The sequence below is a fragment of the Streptococcus sp. HMSC074F05 genome (genome assembly GCF_001808725.1).
GTDB classification, from domain to species: Bacteria; Bacillota; Bacilli; order Lactobacillales; family Streptococcaceae; genus Streptococcus; species Streptococcus parasanguinis_I.
On record NZ_KV794411.1, the window covers coordinates 1,175,239 to 1,199,496 of the forward strand.

Here is a 24,258-nt window from a genome sequence, read left to right on the forward strand (position 1 = left end):
AGAACTCTTCAGATTCTAACAAAAGATTCTTGTCCTCCGCTATGATATAATGGAGACAGTACAAGGGAGGAAACCAATGTTACAAGAACTAGCCTTTACAGGCCAATGGAGACACTATCAAAAACGCGTTCTCGATAAGAGTGACGCTTTTATGGCGGATGGCCACCTGCATTTGGTAGCAGCTCCTGGCTCTGGAAAAACAACCCTGGGAATCGAATTTATCAGACGCTTTGGCCAGCCAACCCTGATCTTGGCTCCTACGGTCACCATTCGTCAACAATGGGTGGACCGGATTATCCAGGCATTCTTGAGTGATGAAAGCCAAGCAGAACAACTGATTTCACAAGACTTAAAACATCCTAAGCTGATTACAGTGGCTACCTATCAGGCCCTACACAGCGCCATGACCCAAGTCGTCGGTCAATCACAATCTGAGGATACCGATGACCAGGCAGAGATTGAAACATTTGATTTCAAAGGCTTTGATATCTTTACTACTTTCAAGGCCATCTCACTTGGGACCCTTTGTTTAGATGAGTGCCACCACTTACGCAATGAATGGTGGAAGAGCTTGGAAGCTTTTCGTCAAGCCTTCCCTGACTTAAAGATGATCTCCCTTACCGCCACCCCGCCCTATGAAGGGGATCCTGCCCTTTGGGATCGCTATATCCGCATGTGTGGTGAGATCGATGAGGAAATTACGGTACCCGAATTGGTCAAGGAAGACACCCTTTGTCCCCATCAGGACTATGTCTACTTCGCCTTTCCAACCAAGGAAGAGCAAGAGCAATTGGATGCCTTTAGCCAACAAAAGAATGCTCTCTTGCAACAACTGACTTCCGATCCCCTCTTTTGCCAACACCTCCAAAACTGCCAAGCCTTATCTGGTCAGATCAGCGACGATGAATTGCTCAATGAGCCCAAGTATCTCTCTGCTACCCTGATCTTTCTTCGAAGCAAGGGAATTGACTTTCCCAAACGTTTCCAGGACCTTTTAGGAGCCAAGAAACTACCTGCTTTCACCCTGGACTGGCTTGAAATTCTCCTGCAAGGTCTGCTCTTTCAGGTGCCTCACTGGTACAATCTACCTGAGGAATACGAGAAGCAACTGCTTCATGAATTAAAAGCAGCCAGCTTGATCGATCGAAAACAAGTCAAACTGGTCCGCAACAAAAAACAAGACCTTCTACTCAACCAATCCCTCGGAAAACTCAATGCGGTTCGAGAGATTTTCAAGGCCGAATACCAGGCCCTTGGAAGCCAACTACGACAACTGGTCTTAACAGACTATATTCGTCAAGACTTTGAAGTTCATCTCGGGGATAAGGACGCCCAATTTACTCAATTGGGAGTACTCTCCTATTTTGAATCGATTCGCAGGGAAAGCTTAGAGCAAGCAACTCCTCCCGCCATCGCTGTCTTAACCGGCAGCATCGTCATCATCCCGACGGTCTCTAAGCCAAGATTAGAAGAACTTCTAGGAGAGAATCGATTGACTTACCAAAGTGTCGGCCAATTATCTCCAGATGACTTTCTCAAGGTTCGCCTGGTCGGGTCTCAACATGATTTGGTGACAGCCGTGACCCAGCTCTTTCAAGAAGGGCTCATCCAAGTCGTCATTGGAACCAAGTCACTTCTAGGGGAAGGCTGGGATGCTCCTTGCGTTAATTCCCTGATCCTAGCGAGCTTTGTCGGCAGCTTTATGCTCAGCAACCAAATGCGGGGTCGTGCCATTCGAGTGTGGCCTGAGAATCCAGACAAGACTAGCAACATCTGGCACCTGGTCTCCATCAATCTTTCCCTAAAGAAATGGTATGAAAAGTCCGATCTTGAAAAGGAAGAGATCGAAGCCCTCACTGATCAGCTGAAAGAATACAGTCCTGATCTGGAACTCTTAGAAAGGCGGATGAAGCAATTTTTAGGCCTCCATTACAAGGAGCCCTTTATCGAATCCGGTATTGAACGTCTAGCCTTTGACAATATCCGCTATACCAAAAAACAGTTGCAAAAACTCAATGAAGAAACCTTAGAGCGCTCCACCCATCGTCAAGAACTCCGAGACGGCTGGCAAAAAGCCCTTCCGATTCTGGAGAATATGGAGATTGCAAACGAGGTCCAAGTGGATAAACACTTCCTACCCCTGGCCCTATTTTTTGACGCTAGAAAGCTAGCTCGTTGGCTGACGGCCGCCACTTTGACCGATGCTTTCGCCAACCTGATCTACTATTCACATAGAGGAGGATGGAATAAAGCGTCTCTAATTCTTCTAGTCGTTTTAGCTGTTCTCGCTCTCCTTGCTTGGCTCCGCTACTATCTCTATAAGAGTCCTTATAAACGGCTAGAAGTCTTCGGCCAGGCTATCCACCAAGCCCTACTCCGTTCTGGGCAGATCCAGACTCAAGCAACCCGCATCCAAGTCGTACGAGACAGAAAGGATGCCATCAACACGCTAATCTATTTGAAGGGCGGAACCATGCGGGAGAAGGAACTCTTCTCGCAAACCATGATCGAGTTTTTCGCTCCAATTGAAAATCAGCGCTATATCCTGAAAGCACAGGAAAAGGTGTCCGATCAGACAGAATATTTCGCAGTACCAAGCCTCTTTGACAAACGGAAAGAGGATGCCCAAGCCTTTGTGGCGCAAATTCGAAAGAGTCTGGGCAAGTATGACCTCGTCTATACCCGAAGTGCCGAAGGCCGTGCCATTCTCCTTGATGCGCGCATCAAGGCCCTAGCCAACAAACAAGAGCGCACCTTCACCAAGAAACAAGTGATGTCGGATTTGAAATAAGATTTTATTTCACTACAAAAAATTCTAGTAGACAGCCTCTACTAGAATTTTTTTGTTAGTCAAGTACAATCATAGCCTTAATAGTCTTACGTTCATCCATGTCCTTATAAGCTTGGTCGATATCTTCCAGTTTATAGCTTGAGGTAAAGACACGACCCGGATTGATATCACCATCAAGGACCGCTTTTAACAAAACTTGTTTGTCATAAGTAGTAACTGAGGCTGCTCCACCTGCCACTGAGATATTTTGAGCAAAGGTCGAACCAAGGGCACGGTTATTGTAATGAGGAACGCCCACAAATCCCATGCGTCCTCCATTATGGAGGACTCCGAGAGCTTGCTCAACAGCTGCTTCTGTACCGACACATTCGAGAGCTGCATCTGCTCCGCCTCCAAGGATTTCACGGACCTTGGCAATCCCTTCTTCACCACGCTCAGCCACAACAGCTGTCGCACCTGACTCCAAGGCCATTTGTTGACGGTCTTGGTGGCGACTCATAAGGACGATTTGCGATGCACCACGCATCTTAGCTGCAATGACAGCACATTGGCCAACAGCACCGTCACCAATAACGACAACCTTGTCACCTTTTTGCACATTAGCTACACGCGCTGCATGATAGCCCGTCGGCATGACATCAGCCAGCGTCAAGAAGGATTTGAGCATGGCTTCTGTATAATCAGATGGTTGCCCTGGAATTTTGACAAGGGCCCAATTGGCAAAGTGGAAACGGATGTACTCTGCTTGCACCCCGTCAGACCAGTTGGTGCCGATATGGCGGTCACAAGTCCCATCATAACCAGCACGACAGGCATCACACTCCCCACAACCATGGGTGAAAGGCGCGATAACAAAGTCTCCTGGTTTAACCGTTGTAATGGCTTCTCCGATTTCTTCGACGATACCAATAGCTTCGTGACCACTATTTTGATGACCTGCTTCAATATCAGGATTGCGGTAGCTCCATAGATCGGATCCACAGACACAGGTACGAACGATGCGGAGAATGACATCTTTAGCATCCATAATCTTTGGACGGTCCATTGTTGTTAACCCAATGGTTCCCGCTTCCGTATAAATCGCTGATTTCATATAATCACCTCGGATTTTTATTACATTTATTATATCAAAAAACTATATTTTATATATTTTTTGCTTTTCAACACAGAAAGAAGCAGCTTTCGCTACTTCTTTGACTTTTAAATATTATTGTTTCAATTCAATTCCTTTATGTCCTTTTTTCACTAGCATCATAAAGTCATGGTAATCTCCAGGCTCATCACCTTCTAGTCCTGCTTCTGTGAGGCCTACATAGTAAGAACCTTTAACCTCACTTGCGTTTGAATCAAAGAACCCTTCTCTCAAGATTTTTTGAACAGTCACGGTTTGAAAATCCATAGACTCTTTAGCAAGCTGTTGCACCGAAAACGTTACAACCAGCTGCGTTTTGTCTTTTCTATACTCGTCTTCGTCGTAAGTACCAAAAGAGTAACTAACTGGCATCGCCTTTGGAGACTCATATTCTGCTGCATCCACTGCATTGAATTTTTCTTGCACGTCTTTGATTTGTTTATCTAATTGTTCAAATTTCTTGTCTGTTTCCGAAGAAGCCTTTGCACTCAGCCATAGCTTGATGTTTTCCTTTTTCAATGACTTTATTTGAACTTCCAACTTTTCTCTGAGTTGTTGTTTTTGGCGATAGAAATTGCGTTCAAACTGTTTTTGGGCTAGTTCTAAAATTTGTTTTTCATTCTTTCCTCCTAAATCCCCGAGGTTCAAATCCAATCCTGTATAGGCAAGCACATTCCCTTTTCCATCAAAATGATAGACCGCCGTCACCGTGTTATATTGATCCAGCACTACACTCTCTCCGTGATGCACATCCATCCATACTGTATCCGTCGTTTGCAACGCTTCTGGCAGTGAGATTTTTTGCAAACCACCGCCACCGCAAGCTACAAGCGCAACGGAAACCAGTGACATCAGCGCTAGTTTCATCCATGTCTTCATTTTCTTCCTCCAACGTTCAAACTCTCATACATTATTATACTACACACAGCCAAAATCTGCTTGCTTTCTCCAAACAAAAACACCAGAGAGCGTCATCGCAATCTCGACGTTTGAGAGTGCCGTTTGATGGCCGATGAGATTATCGGACTGGAAGACGAAACCAATCGTGTGGTTTCTGTAGCTATCCCAATCGCGGTCTTTAAATTGCTTTGTTGATTTTCCTTGGATGAGTAAATCACCCGATGTGTATTGGTCGAGTCCACCGATGATATTTAATAGGGTGGTTTTCCCAGAACCCGATTGTCCGAGAATGGAGACAAACTCATTTTCACGGAAGCGAATCGAGATGTCTTTGAGCGCGTGAAACTCTTGACTAGCTGTATGATAAACTTTTGAAATATGTTGTAGCTGTAACACGGGTTCTATCCTTTCAGTGTTATAAGTAGTCTATCATAATTTCATACTGGAGTAAATATGTTAAATTTACAATTCAACAAATGGATAATCAACTTCTTATGAATGATCATGCCCATGACTTTGACTGGCTTCCAGCTCTTCGATATTTCGCTTGTGGGCGCGGTGGGTCGCCAAGTCTTCATCCACTTCGATGGTAACATTTTGAAATCCACTCTCTTTGAGCAAGGTGCGGATAGACTCTTTACAGACCTCCATATGCTTGACATGCTCCAGACAAACATGGACAATGGCGTTTTTTTCCAAACCATCCATGGTCCAAAGATTGAGCTGATTGATACTAGCGACATGGTCCAACCGCTCCAAATCACTCTTGACTTGCTGGATATCTACTCCTTCTGGCACGGCATCCAAGAAAATCTTGAGCGTGCTCCAAAAACGTGGAATGGCTTTTGACAGAATAAAGATGGAAATGGCAAGAGATAAGAGCGGATCCAGAATATACCAGTCGGTAAATCGGAGGACAATGGCCATTAGGATGACAGCCACCCAGCCCAGAGTATCTTCCAGAAAATGCAGGCTGAGAATGGATTCGTTCTTGGTTTGCCCCTTGCGAATGACGAGACTCGCTAGCACATTGATGCTGACGGCTATGATTCCAAGCCAGAGAATGCCCTCATCGTTGACAGGTTGTGGGTGAAATATTTTCGTTATATTTTCTAAAATAACCAGAACGGACCCTGTCATGAGAATCACTGCCGTTACCATGGCCCCTAAAAGGCTAAAGCGCTTGTAGCCCAAGGTATAGTGGCTGTCTTCTTCACGGTTAGAAATGCTCTCCAAAAAGGCGGAGATCCCAATAGCGATCGCATCCCCCAAGTCATGGACCGAATCCGCAAGGACAGCGCTGGATCCAAAAATCCCTCCTGCAATAAACTCAACAATGGCATAACTCAAATTCAAGAAAAAAGCGATCCAGACCGCATGTTTTGTCTTCATAATTCTAAATCCTCTGATATAATAGATTCATGAACATCATGTTCATTATCATTATCTAACAACCACAACAGAAAGGATAGGGGCAAACTGTTTAGGGTGTACGTTACTGAACAGTTTGTTCAAAGTGTCCATATGACTGCACAGGATCGTCGCATCACCAAAACTCGAAAAGCTATCTATCAAGCTTTCTTACACTTACTCAACCAAAAAGACTACGAGGCCATCACGGTTCAAGAAATCATAGACCTTGCTGATGTGGGGCGCTCGACCTTTTACAGCCATTACGAGAGTAAGGAATTATTGCTAGATGAACTCTGTCAAAAGCTCTTTCACCATCTCTTTGAGCGTGCTGAACACCTCTCACCACAAGACTATCTAGCTCATATCTTTCAGCATTTCAAGAAAAATCAAGATCATGTGACCAGTCTCTTGCTCTCTAAAAACGATTATTTCATCCGGCAACTGCGAAAAGAACTAGAACACGATGTCTACCCAATGGTAGCCGACGAACTCATCCAATCGTACCCTAACATTCCCCACTCCTATCTCAAACACCTGGTCGTCAGCCATTTCATCGAAACCCTCAGCTGGTGGTTGAAAAAAGGCAAATCTTACACAGAACAAGAAGCCGTTCAGTTTTATTTGGAGATTCTAAAAGTGGGCTCGAACTAGAAGGGAGTATTTTCAATGACCAGCGTGCAATTTTACTTTCTATTTCCATCACTCTTCATGCTTCACGAACTCGAAGAAATCGTTTGGATGCCATCCTTTGTCAAAAAAATATCAATCCAGTATCCAAACAATCGAATCCTAACTTATTACACTCCTTTTGCTTTCAACTTTATTGTCTTGGAACAATTTCTGATCCTAATGACGTCGCTATATCTTAGTTACCAGTTTAATAACTATAGCATTTACGCAAGCATCATAATCGCTTATATCTACCATGTATTCGGACATCTGATTCAAACAATCGTTATACGAAAATATGTGCCTGGATTGTTGACGGGCATTTTAACGAGTTTGTTTGCTCTTTGCAATCTCAAAAATGAATTTCCAATTAAACTTTATGGTTACTCTCTTTTTACCTTATTGGTTATTATTTTAAATCTTGTAGTATCATTTATGATTCTTCATAAAATCAGTCATAAAAAATAGCACTCAGGCAATCATATCTTAGAAAGGAAACCCTATGTTCTTCTCCATTCTTCTCGGCTTTTTGACAGCCATCTTTGCCCTTGCTTTTGTTCTTCTTCACTTATTGGCTTCTCTTTCTGAAGTTAAAAAAGGAAATCACACTCTAGGAAATACATTTCTCCTCATCGGAAGTAGTCTTGCGACCTTATCTCTCACCCTCTACTTCTTTTTACCGATTGTCTCTCTAGTCCTTTGGTTGATCGGCTGTGGTTTGATTTGCTACGGAGCCTATTGGAATGGGAAACACAAAGGAAACTTCCATCCAGCCCACCACCTGATTCGAACAGGCATCGCTCTGGTGATTACAATTTTATTATCTCTCATATAAGAAAAGCTCAGGTTTTTTCAATGAAAACTTGAGCTCTTTTTATTTATTAAGCCATCAACAGCATGAGAATAGGGATCACCACCATGGTTGCAAGGGGCGTCTCTGTCACCATGACCGCTGCATAATCACTATCAGCTCCGTAAAGTCTGGCAACAACTGGCGCATTGGTCATCACAGGCATGGCGGACTGGATGATAAAGACTTGCTTCATCAAGCTTGGAAGAGGCACCCAGTAGACGATGGAGGCCATCAAGAGAGGGGCAACCAGGAAGCGACCTAGTAGAATCAATAGCTGATCTTTTCCCAGAACCAACTGCTTCACGCCTACATGAGACACTGACAAACCGATGAATATCATGGATAAGGGGGTCGTTAAATTGCCCAGATACTGCAAATCACTGGCTAGAAAAGCTGGCAACTTGATCTGTAGCATCACCATGACTAGACCTAAGAGAAAGCCCATGAGGGGCGGAGAAAAGACTTTTTTCAGACTGGTTTTGAGATCAAACTGCGCTTCTCCCTCACCATCCCGCTGGATGAGATAAGTTCCCAAAGTCCAGAAAAAGGTCGTATTACACATGTAATAGATCAAAACATAGGGAATGCTGGCATCCCCAAAGAGGGCCTGGTTGATGGGAAGCCCTACGAAAATCGTATTGGAATTAAAAAACATGGAAATAAAGAGGCCACGACGGTCCTGTCTTACTGCAAAGATCTTGGCTACTGCTGTCGCGATGCCAAGCAAAATAACCATAGACAAGGCAGGAAACCGCAAGGCTGGCAACATTTTAAGCAGATCTGCTGCTGTGAAGCGCTGCGTGATGGTGTAGAGCATATAGCAGGGAAGAGCAACTTGAGTGACCAATTTAGCAAGTAGGCCACGTGACTTGTCATCAAACCAGCCTTTCTCACCTATGACGAAGCCCACTAAAATCATGCCCAGGATGACGAGAATCCCCGATATGCTCCTCAAAAAGATCTCCATGTTTTCTCCTTTTACTTCTTTGAAATGAGAGTTTTTCCACAAGGTCTCAAAAACTACTCTAGTATATCACAAAAAGAGGTGGGGCAACATGCCCACCTCTTGTATTTTATTGATTGTTACTAGTAGCCTTTCTTAGCTGCCTTACTCCATTGGTACCAACCAACCAGACTGTTGATAAGGTAAATCAAGAAAAACCAATAAAATGGTGGGGACTATGTCGAAAATAGATGATTCAGTTAAAAAGAAAGTTCCAGAATTGCGATTTAAAGGATTCGCGGATGAATGGGAACAGCGTAAGTTGGGAGACGAAATTCGAATAGTGACGGGACAGTCTCCTAATTCAGAAAATTATACTGATGATCCTAATGGGCGCAAAAAATGCGAAGACCTATGAAGACCTATTTTGTATTAGTCAAACAAAAGATCCAAAAGAAATGGTATATGATTATGACCATGAAACAAAGTAACATCAAACCGAGTGATCTGAGGAAGCACCCGATGATCATGAAACGTTATTAAACACAAAAGTCACCCATGTGAGTTCTTGCCAGAAGCTGAAGTTAATCCTTCAACCTGGAAAACCCGCAGAGGTGACTTTTTCTATACATCTCGATTTTTCTGGTAATAATCATTAACCGATAAATATGTCTGTGAATCACCCAGCGACTCCGCTATGTCCATAATCCGCGGTGGTAGTAATCCCACTCGCTGGACAAGTTCGTGATCGCTGAACAATTCCCGTGGACTGCCGGCGAAGCCAAACTTCCCGTGTTCCATAACATACACCGACTCAAACTCGGCGGCGACCCAATCCATGTCATGGGTGATGGTCACAACTTGGTGGCCCGAATCAGCCAACTGATGGAAAATTGCGGTCAACTTGCGCCGGCTTTCCCAATCAAGCGACATCATCGGCTCATCAAATAAATAAATCGCCGGATCCACTGCCAAAACTGTGGCAACGCTCAACAGCTTGCGTTCCGACAATGACAGGTCATATGGACTTTCAGCTGTTTTATCATCCAAGCCAACTCTTTTTAGAGCCGCTAAAGCCCGCCTCGTAATCGTGTCGTGGTCATCCATGACCTGCGCGACACTCCACTCCACCTCTCGTTGAACGGTCGGGTTGAAAAGCTGATCGTCAGGATTCTGAAAAGTAATCCCAACCTTCAGTAACTTTTCGACTGGTTTAAGATCATTAAAATTTTCTCCATCGATCTTAATCACACCGGTTTGTGGTGTCAGCAAGCCCGTCAACAATTTGAAGAGCGTTGATTTGCCGGCACCATTTTGGCCGACAATCGCCACCATCGGATCGGCGAAGAGTTTGTCTTCAACATCCAAGCTAAAGGACCGTTCCGGATAAGTGAACGTCAGGTGGTTCAGTTCAATTGTGGACATAACAAACCTCCTTCAGTTCAGCGTCATTCACCGGATACCGGCCATCAGCCAAGCGCCAATCCATTTTTTGAGCAAGTTGCTGGATTGTCGGGGCTGGAATCTGCCAGTCAGCTTCCAAATGATTAAACACCTCACCCGGCCTGCCCTGGGCTACCATTTGACCCTCGTGCAGCACCCACACAACGTCGGCGACTTCGCACAAATCGTCAATTTCACTGGTGACAATGAAGACAGTCGTCTCTTTGACTTGGGCCAGCCATTGGAAAAATTGTCGGCGACCAAGGGGATCCATCTGACTGGTCGGATCATCCATAATCAAAACAGCCGGGTTAGCCGCAATCGCCGTGGCAATTGCCAACCGCTGGCTCTGACCACCGGAAAGGCTCTCGGGACGAAAATTCAGCTGTTCAATCAGCCCCATTTGCGTCGCAACTTCTTCAACCCGTTTTTGAATCAGTCCTTCAGCCATTCCCTGATTAATCAAGTCAAAGGCAATTTCATCGGCAACCGTGTCTGCCAACCCGCTTAGTTGGCCAGCTGGATTTTGCAGTACAACTCCATTCATGGCATTATAAACGGGCCAATTGTCGGACACTCGCTGGCCAAACATGTGCCAGTCGCCCTCAATCTCAGCAGACACCATTTTGGGAATGACCCCTGCCAGCACACGGCACAAAGTCGATTTGCCGGAGTGGCTATTCCCGATAATCCCAACCACCTGGCCGGTATGAACCTCCGCGTTAATCTGACGCAGTTGTGGTTGCTCAGTACCCGGATAACGGGTGGTCAAATTTTCAATTACAATCCGTTTATCTTCGTCCATATCTTCCACCCAATCAATAAAATTGCCAATCCAGTCAGACCAATGTGCAGCGTCCGCGACAGGCGATACACGCGCTGGGAGGTTCTGACAGTCCGGTTGGGATTATCAAAACCTCTCAGTTGGAGAGAAATCGACCGCGCCATCGATTGATCCAAGGTCTTAATCACCAATGGAATTAGAACCGGCAGGACTGACTTTAATTTCTGAATCAACGTTTTTTGCGGATTGGTTCCGCGAACTTTTTGTGCCTGCTGGATTTTCCGCATATTGCGCATCATTTCCGGCAAAATATAACACACCGACATCAGAACGTAGACGGTTTTATAAGACAATCCGGACAGTTCCAAATAGGCCGCGTTTTCTGAAATACTCGTGGTCACCATAAAAAAGCCACTGGTCAAAATAATCACCAATACTCGACAACCCAGAGTGGTGGCGTAAATCAGGCCTTCTTTGTAGAACGACACCCCAAGCACAGAAAACAGCACAGTTTGATTCCGACTGTAAAATAATCCTTGGATGATCAGCATGGTGCAAATCAGAAACAGGCTGAATCCCAGCGCCTTAAAGATGGTAGAACTCAATTTGGAAAATAACAATAGCAGTGTTGCGACAAGAATTAATCCGGCCTGAAGCAATAAATTCATACTGGCAAAGCTCAACAACGTCATGTCCAAGATGAACAAGAGCTTAGTAATCGGATCGATCACCTGGTACCACTTGAGCTTGACCCGTGGCGCTCCAGAAATCAATGTTTGATCAGTCATCATTTATCACCGCTAAAGAAGTGCACCATCCGCTTCGGTAGCTGACGATAGATGAAGAATGCCAGGTAGGCCACGCAGACTTTATCCAAAATATCCAAGACAAACTCATCGGTAAATGAGGCCAGCCACACTGGTGCATGATTGGCGACCATTACCGCAAACAATGAGTCACCCCAAGCGATACCGGTCTGACCACCCCAAAAGATGACGTTGAGTGGCGTTGAAATGACAGCTGAAACGATGGCAATAATAATAGCAGAAACAAATACTCGTCGCGCTGACGAGAACCACCCATTGGCGTGCAAAACTCCGACAGCAATCCCAATTCCGATGCTGGTAATCGCATACACGGTTGAAATTGGCGATAAGGTCAGCCCATAGATCACGTTGTTGATGAAACCACTGATGGCACCGGCAACCGGCCCAGCCAACATGCTGGCAAGAAAGGTTCCCAAAGACCCCAGCCAAACGGGCAACTTTAACCCCTCCGCCAAGGCTTTGGCAACATAGTTAATCCCCACGGCAGCGGGAATCAAAGTCATGGTGGCAGCACTTAACTTAAATTTCCACATACTGGTACGATGAATCGGTTCTGTTTTCATAATCTTCTCCTTTTGTTTTTAAAGAGCCGTGTCTGTTTAGACTTTCGGACGCAACGCTCTATAGATTTTCGATTTGAACCGCTTCTCCTTTCACAGATCCCTTAGTCGACATCAGGGATTTTCTTGAAAATGATTGTTCAACAGTTCACAACTAATCATACTCCGATTTTCATAGAAGTCAAGAATTTCCTGAAATTTTTTTGGAAACGTTCGGGAATTGAAAAATAGAGCAAGCGCCCATGAGAATGATCGCTAGACGATTAAAAGAGGCTACTATAAAAAAACAAACACCATTTCTGGTGTTTGTTGTGAACAGAGAAAAATTGTTCTTTTATATAAATCTAATAACTTCTTTAAAGTTTTATTTATTAGTGTTATTCGACCATCTTCTGAAACTTTCCTCTGTGAGAAAAGTGCTAGAAACAATAATGTTTCTAGCACTCGGAATTATTGAGACCTTAGGCTCAATAATTAGTCATGGAACTTCTTCGAAGTTCGCTGACGTCCGCACTCACCTATGGAAAGTTTCTAAGATGACTTTGTCTTTAATATGAACAAACACCATCTCTGGTGTTTGTTTCATTTTATAAAGGAAGCACTAGCTTATTTTTTCTTTTTCTTCAAAATATAAGCTGCAATGCTTGCCAAGACAAAGGCTAAAACAAGGCTAATAATGGAGATCGTCGTACCCGTATTTGGTAAGAATCCTAAGATTTTGCCTGGTTTTTTTGGCTCAGGTTGGCTTGGTTTTTTAGGCTCAGGTTGACCCGGCTTTTTCGGTTCAGATGAACTTGGAGGAGTTGGTTGTTTTGGAGTTTCTTTTGGAACATGCTTGTTAGTAATCACAACATTTCCTTTACCATCCTCGTCGTTACGAGCTTCATAGCCCTTTGGAACACTGACTTCTCTCACTGTATAAGTGATGGTGTTTCCATTTGCTTTTTCATCTAAATCTGCAAAGGTATGGGTCCACTTGTTTTCAGCTGACAATTCTACTTCTTGACCGACTTTTTGATCATTGGCATAGAGTTGAATGCGAATACTCTTCGGACGAATTCCATCCTTGTCATTCTCATCATCCCACTTCTTAGTGACCGTGACGCTTGTCTTACCAGGTGCATGGGTATTGGTAATGGTATAAGCAGCCTGATCAATTGTAGTCGTATATTCAGCTACCTTCTCTTCTTGAAGAGTATAGACGATTTCTTTTCCATCCTTGAATTTTGGTAGACCTGTGAAACTTTCTTTCCAATCTGTCGCATTCGTGAGTTCTTTTTGAGCAACTTTTTCACCATTGGCAAGAAGATTCACAACGATACTTGCTGGACGAAGACCATCTTGATTGTCTTGGTCATTCCAAATCTTGGTCACTGGAATATCGATCACCGCTGGCGTATGCGTATTGGTCAAGATCGTATGAGCAGCGTCAGAGGTATCGGCAGTGACTTGGTAGCCTTCAGGAACAGAGACTTCTTCCACACGGTAGCTGATAGCTTGACCAGCTTTCTTTTCAGCTAATTTGCTAAAGGTATGAGTCCATTGATTGTCCGCTGACAATTCAACTGGGTCTCCTACTTTTTCATCCCCAGCATAGAGTTGAACCTTAATGGATTTTGGACGAAGACCATCTTGGTTGTTGGCATCTTCCCATTTCTTCGTGACTTTCATCTCTGTCAAAGCTGGTTCATGCGTATTGGTCAAGACAACATTGGCCTTGTCCTTATCATTTACCGTTACTTTGTAACCATCTGGGACAGTTACTTCTTTGACTGTATATGCAATTGCTTTTCCAGCTGCCTTGGCATCAAGGTTTTCAAATGCACCTTTCCAGTCATTCGCAGCTGAAAGTTCTAATACTTGATCGGTCGCAAGACCATCTTTGTACAATTGAACTTGAATGCTGGCTGGGCGTAGACCATCTTGGTTATCAGCATCTTCCCACTTCTTGCTCACTTCTACCTTGGTCTTTTCTGGAGCGTGCGTATTGGTCACGACTACTTGGCCTGGATTCGTTGCTTCGACTGCTTGGGTGTAGCCTTCTGGGACATCGATTTCTTTGACGGTATAGTTGATAACTTGGCCAGCTTTCTTCTCGTCTAGGTTTGAGAAGGTATGGGTCCATTTGTTATCTGCTGACAATTCAACAGCTTGACCAACTTTTTCATCCCCAGCATACAATTGAACCTTAATCGTTTTTGGACGGAGGCCATCTTGGTTATTGACATCTTCCCAGTTTTTGGTAACGGTGAGGCTTGTCTTACCAGGTTTGTAGCTATTGGTAATCGTAGTTCCATCAATCTTAGTGGTATAATTGTCCACTTTGTCCTCAGTCACTGTGTAGACAACTTTTTGACCATCTTTATAGACGGGGAGGTCTGTGAAGGTATAGTTCCATTCATTTCCTTGACCAGCAAGATCGATTGATTGCACTTCTTTTCCATTGGCTAAGAGGTGAACTTTGATAGTTGTAGGACGAAGACCATCTTGGTTATCGGCATCATCCCAGACTTTCTTGACGGTAACTGTCGTTGTCTCAGGAGTGCGTTTATTGGTGATGGTTGCTTTTCCATCAGTGAAGCTGGCTTCTTCTGTATCGACCGTATAATGAGTCGGAACTTTCACTTCTTTGATAGTGTAGGTGATGAGCTTGCCATCACCGTCTTTATCTGGAAGATTCGTAAAGTGAGCTTTCCAGTCTGTTGCGGCTGAAACCGTGACCGGTTTTCCTTGAGCTTTGCCATTCTTATAGAGTTGGAAGTCCACACTTGCTGGGCGAAGCCCTTCTTGGTTGTCTTGGTCATCCCAAACTTTTGAAGCTTCAAGATCGATATACTTGATATCTGCTTCATTAGCGATCTCAACTGGGACTGCTTTTGATCCGACTGATTTTCCATCCACAGTCACGTGGTAGATTTGTTTGTCCGCATCATAGGTCACAACCACGGCATGTTCTGTTTCATCCAACTTGTAGTTTTCAGGTGCTTTGGTTTCTTTGAGCGTATAGATTCCTTCTGTTAAGGTGTTAAAGGAAAGTTCCCCTTTTTTATCAGAAGTTGCCGTCGCAACAACCGCGCCATTTGCATCAGTTAAGGTAAATTCAGCACCTTCAAGAACTTTCTTAGGATCATCCTTGTCCACCTTCTTGACGTGGAAAGCAGCCGAGAAGATTTGTGCAGTTACGGTATTAGACTCACGATTTCCTTCATGACCTTTCGCCTTGTAACCAAACTGGTTATGGGCTTGAACAAGACCAGAACGACCGCCGTTATCTTCATTATCTTTGGTGCGTTTTTGCATCAAAGCCTTGACTTCATCAGTCAATTCACTTGGATTTACAACTGGGACACCAAAGCTTGCTTCTCCACGCGCAGGAATCGTAGTACCAGCATTTGCAACTAACTTGATTCCTGTTACTTGACTGTAATCAGCCACAGCTGTCGTCCAGATATCTTTGTCAGCAGCTTGCGCCATGGTATCTGTCGTAACGCCTGTATCAGTTGTATAGTAGACCGTCCATCCTTCTGGAGCTGTCACTGGTCCACGAAGGCTGACCGTGTATTCTGTCATCCGACCAGATCCGTCTAGTGTGTTAACGTCTTTTACTTTTGGCAGGACATCATAGACGACTCCGTCTTCTACTGCCTTATCCGTATTATTTTTAATGGTGAGTTTGTAGTTAAAGGTTTCACCTGGTTTGAAGGTACGTGTCACAATCGAAGCGTCTGACAGGTCATCATTTTTAGCGATATATTTGCGTGCATAGATTCCTTCAGCAGCAACAATCGTATAGTTTGATTGAGCATATGGAATTTTATCCGTTGTTGAACCATTTCCGTTCAGATCATACACATCTTCCGTGACCCGATCAGGGTTGGCATTTTCAAGATCGTGGATCCCATTTCCAGCGACATAAACCTTATTGGTGAAGGTCCCACCATCGTCTTTCCCTTTCAGATCGGCCACGATAAATGGTAGACGCACGCGATTAAGATCTTGAAGAGAAGCCTTAATAAACTCTTTTTGATCCAAATGCATGATGAGAGCTGTCCGTCCAGAATTGTGGTAGTTTTCAATGACATCGTAGCTCTTTAAGAATTTCATACCTTTTTCATTAGAGGCAAGGTTTCTTTCAAAATCTTTATAGTCGACTTTAAGGGTATTTGGATCATACAGATCAATGATTCGCAGGTCTCCATAATCCTTATCAGGATCCAAGACCACTTTGGTTGCCATCAAACCAAAACGAATATTTTCTCCATCAGTATAACGAACATCATTGTAATCTGTCGTTTTTGAAATCTCAAAGCTTTCCTTCAAAGGAATCAGCTTAAAGGTCCAATCTGATGTTTGGTCTTTAGCAAGGTTTGATTGTGTTTGATAAGTGACACGACCTGTATTCTTGAATTCATTCTTGGTCGCATCATTTTCATCGTAACGAGTCTTCTCTGGATCTTTGAAGCTTGTATAGGTATTGAAGCGAATTCCTTGACCAGATTTTAGGACAAAATCATCCTTCATTTCCATCCGCCAACCGACAACGGTTCCATACTTGGTTAAGTCGATAAAACCATTGCCGTCTTTATCGGTTTCTGGCTGAACTTCTTTTTGACTACCATCTTCTAAAGTAAGGATGATGCGTTTCACATATTTGCTAATATACTCACCAATACCGTAATTTCCTTGCATAAGACGAGCGTAATCAATCTTGGTGAATTTTAACCGAGAGTCCACTGTCTCATCATAGAAAACAAAATTCTTTTGTGTCGAAGGAGTTTTATTATCAAAAGCGATGATCCATTTATAGTTTGCTGCCTTGTATTCAGTTGAATCATAGACATCACCATCTGCTTTTTTGGCAAAACTTCCAGCCCCTTCCAGGTCACGAGAGGTCAAGCGGAAAATAAGAGAATCTTCAGCTGTAATATCCGGTTCTCCCTCTCCACGATTGGCAGGAATTCCCACAATACTTCCTGAGTTTGTCAAATCCTTACTAAGGACGTCTTTGAGAGTCTGGTCCTTTTCCAAAACTAAATCAGGAAACTTCAAGTAAAGGTAACTTGTATTCTTGATTTTTGCCATGAATTCTTGGTGATAAGCTGCTGGATTACCGTTTGCATCTGCTGTAAACGTCTTAGAAACGGTGCCATCTCCATTATCTACCCAACCTTCAGACTTAGCTGTATCTAAAACTGCTGTCCGGGTATTGCCATTTTTATCTGTATAGGTTGGCAACTTATCGGTAAGCGTTACTGATTCTAATTGACGATATTGTCCCCCATACTGTCCTTGCATTCCCTCCAATTGAAATGCAAATGGAACAGATGATGGGGTTTCAATATAATTTTTTCCGTCAGCCCCTTTGACAACACCAGGCATGGCTTCCGCATAGTCCTTGGACATGGCTTCGTTCAAGTTTTGGTTGATATACTTGGTTAAGCGATAGTCATTGTACTTGGGTTTCCAAATGATATCATTGAGTTTTGCTTCTTGACCATTGATATTCAAGGTACCCGTAATATCCAATGAATAATTGGTCGGTGCATAACCGACTTTAAATTTTCCAATAAATGGTAAAGTCAGGACCTCTGACTTTTGGTAATTGTTAAAGTGAAGGGTGACTTGATAATCATCTCCAACTTTTGTAACCGTTGGTTTGTCATGCTCTGAAGCACTATTGAAGTCAGGGAAACTAACTTCTCGTAAGTACTTTCCAGGAACCTTCAAGGTCACCGTTACTTCATTAATATCCGTTGTCAAATTCTTAGGGGTGATCTGGATATAACCAGACATGGTATCCCCTGTGTAATAGGACATCCCATCTGGATGGTTCTGTTTATCCCCATACATAAGGGTAACATCCAAGGCCCCATTATCCCCGACTGCTAGCTCATTGGCAAAGGCTGTGATCGCCCCTTGACCAAGCTGACCTAGCATCATGAAAATTGTTAAAATGGCAAAACCTTTTTTCAAAAAGTCTTTCCATAATGAACGAAGCTTTTTCATGTCTTATCTCCTTTACTTTTGTTAGCCTTACAAAAGGCCCTCCCTTTAATTTTATCACTTATTTTTTAAAATATCCTTTGCTTTTCAAATTAAATCATCACTATTCAATAATATAGACATTATTTGCAATGATGTCTATATTATAAATCACTATCTGGTACTGATTTCCCCTTTCTTCTATCCAAGGGCAAGAAAATAAAACATTTATAAACAAGGAGGAGCAGTCTGCCAATTCTTATTCTTCCTTGATTTTCTTCATACAAAAAAACTCAAACACATCTGCTTGAGTTTTGTACACCCTACTATTGGTTGATTATTTTATCTAACTCTTCACCATTTGAAGGAATCTTTTGTTTTTCCCTTCTCTCTCGTACCCACAGCATAGCTAGTCCAAAAAGGTGACTACCAAACAAGGCAGTCACAAAAATCAGCTTGCCCCTGTCTGGATAAGAAGGAGGGAGAGTCCTAAAGCCATAGCGAGCCCACTCGATAAAGATCGGATGCGAAAAGTAAAGAGCTATACTCATTTGCTTTAAATACTGTAAATCATAGCTTTTCAAAAAGGACGATCGCAGGCAGGCATTGACCAAATAAACGGTCACAAAAGGAAGAAGAAAGAAAAAGTTCTTATCAATTCCTTCGTGTTGAAAAATGATGATGCCTTCGAGGCAGAGCAAACCAAAGGCAAGTGCTAGCTTTTGCCAACGGTGAATTCTAAAAGTTTGTGCATGAAAATGGTCATATAGATAATAACCCATATAGATAAAAATGGGCGTGTAAAAGAGACCATTTCGCGCTGTAAAAAATAAATTGCTGTAGAGCTGGTAACCCTTAAGAAGACTTGTGGTGTCCAGATAAGCCGAATAGGTCTCGATCAAGCCCCAGCAGTAAAGAAGAAAAGTGATCACCCCCGTCCAAACCATACCTAGGCGTTTGACCAATTGATTGACCAAAAACAAGCCCAGTAAAAAAGCAGGAATATACCAGAGTTGGTAGCACATTCCCAAGTAGACCAGAGCAATCAAGATTCCTGCTGGAAAGAGATAAACAGGAAGGAGAAAAAGAGCCAGGCATAAGGGAGGTAAACGAAACTCCAAAACAAATAGGTTTTTACGATTTTGACCAGATAGGCCTTCATTTTCTGAGAATTCCCTAGGGATTATTTGAGGAAAAAGCTGGCACAGACGATAAAAAATGGAACCGCTAGCCGGCCGAGCATACTCTTGAGACCAAAATGCAGTGGCTCATAGGAGGTCAAGCGACCACTATGCACCAAAATCACTGCAATCGCAAAGAGGTATTGAAAAAAGCTGATACTAGAGGTGTTATAGAGGGGATTCTTTTGCATGGTCCTACTCCTTGCCCAAAGCAGTTTCTATGGTTATTTTAGCATGAAAGAGAAGGCCAAGCAAGGAATCTTGCATCCTTATCTACCTTTTTTCCTCTATTTTTGATATACTAAAAGCATGCATAAACAAACGATTATTGATTTTAAAGAGCTTGGTTTGCGCTACCTTTTCACCAAGTCCATAAAGGAATTAAAAACTAGAAACCTCGACCAGGTAGAGGATCTTCTTAGAGAAGTCGAAGCCTACCAGGAGCAAGGCTTTTATGCGGTTGGCTATGTCAGCTATGAGGCTGCTCCTGCTTTTGAGAAGAAGTTTGCTGTCCATCCAGCACCTCTTATGGGAGAGTATCTCCTCTATTTTACGATCCACGAGGAGGTCGAAACCCTTCCTTTCCCAGAGCACTATGAAGCTGTGGATCTTCCAGCCAATTGGAAGGAAGAGGTAGAGGCACCTGCTTATCAAGAAGCCATCGAGACCATCCATCACCATATCCGCCAGGGAGATACCTACCAGGTCAACTACACTGTCCAGCTTTCTCAAGAGCTAAAAGCAGATCCTTTGGCTATATACAATCGCTTGGTGGTAGAGCAGAAAGCCCATTACAATGCCTTCATCCAGCACGATGATGTCTCCATCCTCTCCATCAGTCCTGAGCTCTTTTTTGAGCAAGACGACCGGCTACTGACCACGCGCCCCATGAAAGGAACGACGCACCGTGGTCTCACCAACCAAGAGGATCTTCAAGAGGCTGCTTGGCTAGAAGCCGACCCGAAAAATCGAGCAGAAAACATGATGATCGTCGACCTCCTCCGCAATGACATGAACCGGATTTCGGAGATTGGAAGTGAGCAGGTGACCCATCTCTGCCAAGTCGAGCAATACTCCACTGTTTGGCAGATGACCTCGACCATTGAAAGTCGCTTACGAGCTGAAATCGACCTGATCCAAACCTTCCGAGCTCTCTTTCCTTGTGGCTCGATTACAGGAGCACCGAAGATCTCCACTATGGAAATCATCCAAAAGACGGAGAAGTCTCCTCGAGGTGTCTACTGTGGAACGATCGGCATCCTTCTTCCAAAAGGGAAACGGATTTTTAATGTAGCCATCCGGACCCTTCAAATGCAGGGGGATCAAGCCATCTATGGCGTGGGAGGAGGCATCACTTGGGACAGTAAATGGGAAAGTGAATACCAGGAAACCAAGCAAAAATCAGCTGTCCTTTACCGGCAAGAGCCTCGATTTGAGCTTTTGACGACCGGTCGCATCCATCAAGGAGAACTGACCTTCCTAGAGCAACACCTGACCCGTTTGAGAGAGGCCAGCCGCTACTTTGCCTATCCTTTTAATGAGCCAAAACTCCTGAACGAACTTCAAGAAGAGCTCGCCCATGTAGATCCTAGCCTTGACTACCGTTGTCGGATCGCCTTGCAAAAAAACGGGACCTTTCACCTAGTAATCACGGAGCTGACAGACTTGCCCGCTAGCTATCTACAGGCCCAACTGACCGAGCAAAAGCTTGATTTAGCGACGCCATTTACTTATTTCAAAACGAGTCAGAGAGACCATCTCAGCCAGTCAGATCACGAGCAAATTTTCCATCTGCCAGATGGAAGCTTGCTAGAGACGACGATTGGCAATCTGGTGCTGGAGATAGAGGGACAACTCTATACCCCACCGGCTCACCTCCCCTTACTCGACGGGATTTACCGCCGCCATCTTCTTGAGACCCAGCAGGTTGAAGAAAAACTCTTAACTCTGAACGATTTAACAGACGCCGATCGTATTTATGCCTGCAATGCTATTCGTGGTCTCTACGAACTTGATTTTCAAAGAAAGGATTCCTGATGAAACTTATTTTTTTACATGGACTAGGGCAAGATGTCCTCTCTTGGCAAGGAGTCCAATTTGCACTTTCACCCTTGCACTCCAAAACTTTTGATATTTTCTCCCATCCAAAAGAAAGCTATCAGGAAGTCAAAGAAAGGTTGATGGAGCGCCTCCAGCAAGAGAGCGAACCCTTTATTCTGGTAGGACTTTCACTAGGTGGTGTGCTTGCTCTTGATCTCTCCAGACAAGACTTCCCGCAACTCAAGGGCTTGGTCCTTGCGGGAACTCAATACAAACTCAACACCAATCCCCTCTATCGGCTCCAGATTCTCCTTTTTCGTCTGCTTCCCAAGCATGTCTTTGAAAAGCAAGATGCCAATAAACAACAGATGCTTCAAATCTTGACCGAATTAAAAGGACTCAATCTAACCGATACTGCTAAAGCTTGCTCTCTCCCTAGCTTGGTGATTTGTGGCAGCAAAGATTGGGCCAATCAGTCTTCTTCTAAGAAGTTGGCAAAACTCCTGCCCAAAGGTCGCTATCAAGAAATCGCAGACGGAGGCCATCTACTCAATACAGAGAAACCCTATGAACTCGCGCAAGCCATCAAGGAGTTTGTCGCTGGGTTTTAAAATGAAGAGGCTAACTTTTAGAACAGTTGCTCTTAATATATATAAAGTCATTTTTAAAACTTTCCTTAGGTGAGGACGGACGTCAGCGAACTTCAAAGAAGTTCCATGACTTAGTTTTGGACCTAAGGTTCCAAAACTCCCGAGTGCTAGAAACATGATCGTTTCTAGCACTTTTCTCACAGCGGAAAGTTTTAATATATTTTGGATTGAATTTCAACATTAGAAATTCTTTTTATTTCTTTGTAGAGTCACCTATTCAACATTTTTATTTTATAAGAAGTCTTTACCGCAATTTTTTAGAAATATTTGAGAATTGCTTGATAGTTATTTGAAAAGCAAGCTGTATACTAAGAGTGTAAAGAAAATAACTAGTCATTTGGACGAAGGAGAAAACCATGGAAAAAGTATTAGAAATTTCCCATTTGAGTAAAAAATTTGGTCATCAATACGCCTTAAATGATGTGAATCTCACCATTCGCAAAGGCGACGTCTATGGCCTGATCGGTAAAAATGGCGCAGGGAAAACCACCCTCATCAAGGTCATCACCCAGCTGATTCAAGAAACTGACGGAAGCGTCTCCCTCTTTTCTTCCACGAATCGCTCTCAGTGGACACAAGCCCTGAAACGGGTCGGATCTGTCATCGAGAGTCCTGTGGCTCACAAGCATATGACCGCTTATCAAAACCTAATCTACTATTGCAAGGCACGCCATATCCCCAATCCCGACCAGGTCATCAAAGAAACCTTGAACTATGTTGGCCTGAATAATACGGGTAAGAAGAAATTCCGTGATTTTTCACTGGGGATGAAACAACGGTTGGGAATTGCGATTGCGCTCATTGCCAAACCCGACTTCCTCATTTTGGACGAACCCATCAATGGTCTCGATCCTGTCGGAATCAAGGAATTCCGTCAGATGATCAAGCGCCTCAACGATGAACTCGGCATGACCATCCTCATTTCCAGTCACATCCTCTCTGAACTTTATCTGGTTGCCAACCGCTTTGGTATTGTCGACCAAGGACGCCTGATCAAAGAAATTAGCAAGGCTGAATTCGAAGAGCAAGGAGAAGATTACATCATCCTCAAGACTAGCCAGCTAGCCCTTGCGAGTCAACTGATTCAGGATCAACTCCATCACCGTATCAAGGTCATCGATAAGGATGGAGAAATCCATATCTTCGGACAGACTCATGATATTAAAGTCATTGTCAAAGCCCTCGTTCAAGCGGATATTGATGTGGACGAAATCTACTATGCCCGCCAAGATCTAGAAAAATTCTTTACGGACTTGGTAGACTAGTCCAATCACCGTCTTCCTCTATTACCTATCCCACATATTTCATTTAGGAGATTTATCATGTTGCATACCATTCAAGCAGATTTTTACAGACTTTTTCGCTCCAAAGGTTTTTGGATTACAGAAGCCATTCTCGTTCTCAACATCCTGTCTGGAGTCATCTTTGGAGCTACTGGCCACGTCGGCGTCAATACGGAATCCAAATTGCCCCAAGCGACCGAAGTTTGGACAGGCTTTAAAGCCTTCACCAACTACTCTTCCAGCATCAGTGTGACTATCCTCTTTACCATTATTGTCATCACCTTGGTCCTAGGAACAGACTTAACACAAAACTTATACAAGAATAGTCTGGCCTACGGCGTTTCGCGCACCAGCTACTACTTTGCCAAAAGTGCAGTTGTCCTGACCATTGCTCTCTTCCAATTCCTTGTTTCTTATGGTCTTGTCTTCTTGCTCGCGACCTTCTACAATGGAATCGGGACCATGCCTGAGCACTTCCTCGCTCATTTTGGACTGACCGTGCTGATTCAGTTCCTCTCCACCCTGGCTTGGGTAAGCATTATTTCCTTCCTCCTTTATGCCAGCCAATCCATCACCTTGGCCTTCGTTGGCTACTTCATTGGAAATATCTTCTTAAGCCTTCCTGCGCTCTTCTTTAAAGATATTGATCTTCTCCACTATCTAAACTTGGAATTCCAATATTCCATGGTCCAAAGTACGACAGCAACAAATAACACCCTCTCGATCGCCCTTGGTTTCATCCTTGTTTTCGGCTTCCTAGGACTAACTACGTTTAAACACAAAGATTTATAACAAAAAGGCTTAAGC

Annotated in this window: 20 protein-coding genes and 1 pseudogene; 9 read left to right on the plus strand and 12 right to left on the minus strand. The window is 43.7% G+C overall.

Features of this window, described 5'->3' with window-relative positions; genetic code table 11:
* Positions 1–76 precede the first annotated feature (76 nt).
* Positions 77–2,791: a DEAD/DEAH box helicase family protein gene (locus HMPREF2685_RS09345; RefSeq protein WP_070466527.1), complete on the plus strand. Its 2,715-nt coding sequence runs from the start codon at positions 77–79 to the stop codon at positions 2,789–2,791.
* 55 nt (positions 2,792–2,846) lie between these two features.
* Here the strand turns inward: HMPREF2685_RS09345 and HMPREF2685_RS09350 are convergent, their stop codons facing one another.
* The 4 genes and pseudogenes from HMPREF2685_RS09350 to HMPREF2685_RS09365 form a co-directional block, all read right to left on the minus strand.
* Entirely contained in the window at positions 2,847–3,884 is a 1,038-nt protein-coding gene (locus tag HMPREF2685_RS09350) for a zinc-binding dehydrogenase (RefSeq protein ID WP_070466529.1), read from the minus strand.
* A gap of 114 nt (positions 3,885–3,998) precedes the next feature.
* A complete protein-coding gene (locus tag HMPREF2685_RS09355; RefSeq protein ID WP_070466531.1) occupies positions 3,999–4,802 on the minus strand; it encodes a hypothetical protein in 804 nt (267 codons plus the stop codon).
* Between the two features lie 78 nt (positions 4,803–4,880).
* Positions 4,881–5,219, minus strand: a pseudogene (locus HMPREF2685_RS09360) (ATP-binding cassette domain-containing protein); the annotation flags it as partial.
* Between the two features lie 96 nt (positions 5,220–5,315).
* Complete coding sequence (locus tag HMPREF2685_RS09365) at positions 5,316–6,215, minus strand: cation diffusion facilitator family transporter (protein ID WP_070466535.1); 900 nt, start codon at positions 6,213–6,215, stop codon at positions 5,316–5,318.
* A gap of 132 nt (positions 6,216–6,347) precedes the next feature.
* Between HMPREF2685_RS09365 and HMPREF2685_RS09370 the strand changes: the two genes are divergently transcribed.
* The 3 genes from HMPREF2685_RS09370 to HMPREF2685_RS09380 are packed head-to-tail and all read left to right on the plus strand — an operon-like array spanning position 6,348 to position 7,740.
* Complete coding sequence (locus HMPREF2685_RS09370; protein WP_070466537.1) at positions 6,348–6,887, plus strand: TetR/AcrR family transcriptional regulator; 540 nt, start codon at positions 6,348–6,350, stop codon at positions 6,885–6,887.
* Between the two features lie 15 nt (positions 6,888–6,902).
* The gene (locus tag HMPREF2685_RS09375) at positions 6,903–7,373 is read left to right on the plus strand and encodes an HXXEE domain-containing protein (protein WP_024054601.1); all 471 of its coding nucleotides are present in this window, start codon (positions 6,903–6,905) and stop codon (positions 7,371–7,373) included.
* 34 nt (positions 7,374–7,407) lie between these two features.
* Entirely contained in the window at positions 7,408–7,740 is a 333-nt protein-coding gene (locus HMPREF2685_RS09380; protein ID WP_070466539.1) for a glucuronide permease, read from the plus strand.
* A gap of 46 nt (positions 7,741–7,786) precedes the next feature.
* Here HMPREF2685_RS09380 and HMPREF2685_RS09385 read toward each other — a convergent pair whose 3' ends face one another.
* Entirely contained in the window at positions 7,787–8,725 is a 939-nt protein-coding gene (locus HMPREF2685_RS09385; RefSeq protein ID WP_070466541.1) for an AEC family transporter, read from the minus strand.
* Positions 8,726–8,939: 214 nt separating this feature from the next.
* On the opposite strand from HMPREF2685_RS09385, the gene HMPREF2685_RS09390 reads away from it, so the two are divergent.
* Positions 8,940–9,119, plus strand: a complete 180-nt coding sequence (locus HMPREF2685_RS09390) for a hypothetical protein (RefSeq protein WP_186821447.1) — start codon at positions 8,940–8,942, stop codon at positions 9,117–9,119.
* Between the two features lie 206 nt (positions 9,120–9,325).
* On the opposite strand, the gene HMPREF2685_RS09395 is transcribed toward HMPREF2685_RS09390, so the two are convergent.
* The 7 genes from HMPREF2685_RS09395 to HMPREF2685_RS10900 all read right to left on the minus strand — a co-directional run bounded on the left by HMPREF2685_RS09395 (position 9,326) and on the right by HMPREF2685_RS10900 (position 19,669).
* The gene (locus HMPREF2685_RS09395; RefSeq protein WP_024054603.1) at positions 9,326–10,126 is read right to left on the minus strand and encodes an energy-coupling factor ABC transporter ATP-binding protein; all 801 of its coding nucleotides are present in this window, start codon (positions 10,124–10,126) and stop codon (positions 9,326–9,328) included.
* Complete coding sequence (locus HMPREF2685_RS09400) at positions 10,113–10,949, minus strand: ABC transporter ATP-binding protein (RefSeq protein ID WP_070466545.1); 837 nt, start codon at positions 10,947–10,949, stop codon at positions 10,113–10,115. Before HMPREF2685_RS09400 ends, HMPREF2685_RS09395 begins: the two co-directional genes overlap by 14 nt.
* Positions 10,925–11,716, minus strand: a complete 792-nt coding sequence (locus HMPREF2685_RS09405; RefSeq protein ID WP_171963570.1) for an energy-coupling factor transporter transmembrane component T — start codon at positions 11,714–11,716, stop codon at positions 10,925–10,927. Before HMPREF2685_RS09405 ends, HMPREF2685_RS09400 begins: the two co-directional genes overlap by 25 nt.
* The gene (locus HMPREF2685_RS09410) at positions 11,716–12,318 is read right to left on the minus strand and encodes a hypothetical protein (protein WP_021153833.1); all 603 of its coding nucleotides are present in this window, start codon (positions 12,316–12,318) and stop codon (positions 11,716–11,718) included. Before HMPREF2685_RS09410 ends, HMPREF2685_RS09405 begins: the two co-directional genes overlap by 1 nt.
* A gap of 603 nt (positions 12,319–12,921) precedes the next feature.
* Positions 12,922–18,321 carry a Cna B-type domain-containing protein gene (locus HMPREF2685_RS09420; protein WP_070466548.1) on the minus strand — a complete coding sequence of 1,800 codons (5,400 nt, stop codon included), beginning with the start codon at positions 18,319–18,321 and terminating at the stop codon, positions 12,922–12,924.
* Positions 18,322–18,623: 302 nt separating this feature from the next.
* Entirely contained in the window at positions 18,624–19,418 is a 795-nt protein-coding gene (locus tag HMPREF2685_RS09425; protein WP_261710619.1) for an acyltransferase, read from the minus strand.
* Positions 19,419–19,480: 62 nt separating this feature from the next.
* Positions 19,481–19,669 carry a hypothetical protein gene (locus tag HMPREF2685_RS10900; protein ID WP_223344859.1) on the minus strand — a complete coding sequence of 63 codons (189 nt, stop codon included), beginning with the start codon at positions 19,667–19,669 and terminating at the stop codon, positions 19,481–19,483.
* A gap of 118 nt (positions 19,670–19,787) precedes the next feature.
* Between HMPREF2685_RS10900 and pabB the strand changes: the two genes are divergently transcribed.
* The 4 genes from pabB to HMPREF2685_RS09445 all read left to right on the plus strand — a co-directional run bounded on the left by pabB (position 19,788) and on the right by HMPREF2685_RS09445 (position 24,243).
* A complete protein-coding gene (gene pabB, locus HMPREF2685_RS09430; protein WP_070466550.1) occupies positions 19,788–21,515 on the plus strand; it encodes an aminodeoxychorismate synthase component I in 1,728 nt (575 codons plus the stop codon).
* Entirely contained in the window at positions 21,515–22,129 is a 615-nt protein-coding gene (locus HMPREF2685_RS09435) for an alpha/beta fold hydrolase (RefSeq protein ID WP_070466552.1), read from the plus strand. The genes pabB and HMPREF2685_RS09435 overlap by 1 nt, the downstream gene beginning before the upstream one ends.
* A gap of 395 nt (positions 22,130–22,524) precedes the next feature.
* Complete coding sequence (locus HMPREF2685_RS09440; protein WP_049474128.1) at positions 22,525–23,433, plus strand: ABC transporter ATP-binding protein; 909 nt, start codon at positions 22,525–22,527, stop codon at positions 23,431–23,433.
* A gap of 57 nt (positions 23,434–23,490) precedes the next feature.
* Positions 23,491–24,243, plus strand: a complete 753-nt coding sequence (locus tag HMPREF2685_RS09445) for an ABC transporter permease (RefSeq protein WP_070466554.1) — start codon at positions 23,491–23,493, stop codon at positions 24,241–24,243.
* Positions 24,244–24,258: the final 15 nt, after the last annotated feature.

What these genes read in the sequence shown, in the direction of transcription:
- HMPREF2685_RS09345 (WP_070466527.1), top strand. Translation starts at nt 77, where the DNA reads ATGTTACAAGAACTAGCCTTTACAGGCCAATGGAGACACTATCAAAAA.
- HMPREF2685_RS09445 (WP_070466554.1), top strand. Translation starts at nt 23,491, where the DNA reads ATGTTGCATACCATTCAAGCAGATTTTTACAGACTTTTTCGCTCCAAA.
- HMPREF2685_RS09400 (WP_070466545.1), bottom strand. Translation starts at nt 10,949, where the DNA reads ATGGACGAAGATAAACGGATTGTAATTGAAAATTTGACCACCCGTTAT.
- HMPREF2685_RS09350 (WP_070466529.1), bottom strand. Translation starts at nt 3,884, where the DNA reads ATGAAATCAGCGATTTATACGGAAGCGGGAACCATTGGGTTAACAACA.
- HMPREF2685_RS09355 (WP_070466531.1), bottom strand. Translation starts at nt 4,802, where the DNA reads ATGAAGACATGGATGAAACTAGCGCTGATGTCACTGGTTTCCGTTGCG.
- HMPREF2685_RS09370 (WP_070466537.1), top strand. Translation starts at nt 6,348, where the DNA reads ATGACTGCACAGGATCGTCGCATCACCAAAACTCGAAAAGCTATCTAT.
- HMPREF2685_RS09420 (WP_070466548.1), bottom strand. Translation starts at nt 18,321, where the DNA reads ATGAAAAAGCTTCGTTCATTATGGAAAGACTTTTTGAAAAAAGGTTTT.
- HMPREF2685_RS09365 (WP_070466535.1), bottom strand. Translation starts at nt 6,215, where the DNA reads ATGAAGACAAAACATGCGGTCTGGATCGCTTTTTTCTTGAATTTGAGT.
- HMPREF2685_RS09390 (WP_186821447.1), top strand. Translation starts at nt 8,940, where the DNA reads ATGTCGAAAATAGATGATTCAGTTAAAAAGAAAGTTCCAGAATTGCGA.
- HMPREF2685_RS09395 (WP_024054603.1), bottom strand. Translation starts at nt 10,126, where the DNA reads ATGTCCACAATTGAACTGAACCACCTGACGTTCACTTATCCGGAACGG.
- HMPREF2685_RS09440 (WP_049474128.1), top strand. Translation starts at nt 22,525, where the DNA reads ATGGAAAAAGTATTAGAAATTTCCCATTTGAGTAAAAAATTTGGTCAT.
- HMPREF2685_RS09380 (WP_070466539.1), top strand. Translation starts at nt 7,408, where the DNA reads ATGTTCTTCTCCATTCTTCTCGGCTTTTTGACAGCCATCTTTGCCCTT.
- HMPREF2685_RS09435 (WP_070466552.1), top strand. Translation starts at nt 21,515, where the DNA reads ATGAAACTTATTTTTTTACATGGACTAGGGCAAGATGTCCTCTCTTGG.
- HMPREF2685_RS09410 (WP_021153833.1), bottom strand. Translation starts at nt 12,318, where the DNA reads ATGAAAACAGAACCGATTCATCGTACCAGTATGTGGAAATTTAAGTTA.
- HMPREF2685_RS09375 (WP_024054601.1), top strand. Translation starts at nt 6,903, where the DNA reads ATGACCAGCGTGCAATTTTACTTTCTATTTCCATCACTCTTCATGCTT.
- HMPREF2685_RS09385 (WP_070466541.1), bottom strand. Translation starts at nt 8,725, where the DNA reads ATGGAGATCTTTTTGAGGAGCATATCGGGGATTCTCGTCATCCTGGGC.
- pabB (WP_070466550.1), top strand. Translation starts at nt 19,788, where the DNA reads ATGCATAAACAAACGATTATTGATTTTAAAGAGCTTGGTTTGCGCTAC.
- HMPREF2685_RS10900 (WP_223344859.1), bottom strand. Translation starts at nt 19,669, where the DNA reads ATGCAAAAGAATCCCCTCTATAACACCTCTAGTATCAGCTTTTTTCAA.
- HMPREF2685_RS09405 (WP_171963570.1), bottom strand. Translation starts at nt 11,716, where the DNA reads ATGACTGATCAAACATTGATTTCTGGAGCGCCACGGGTCAAGCTCAAG.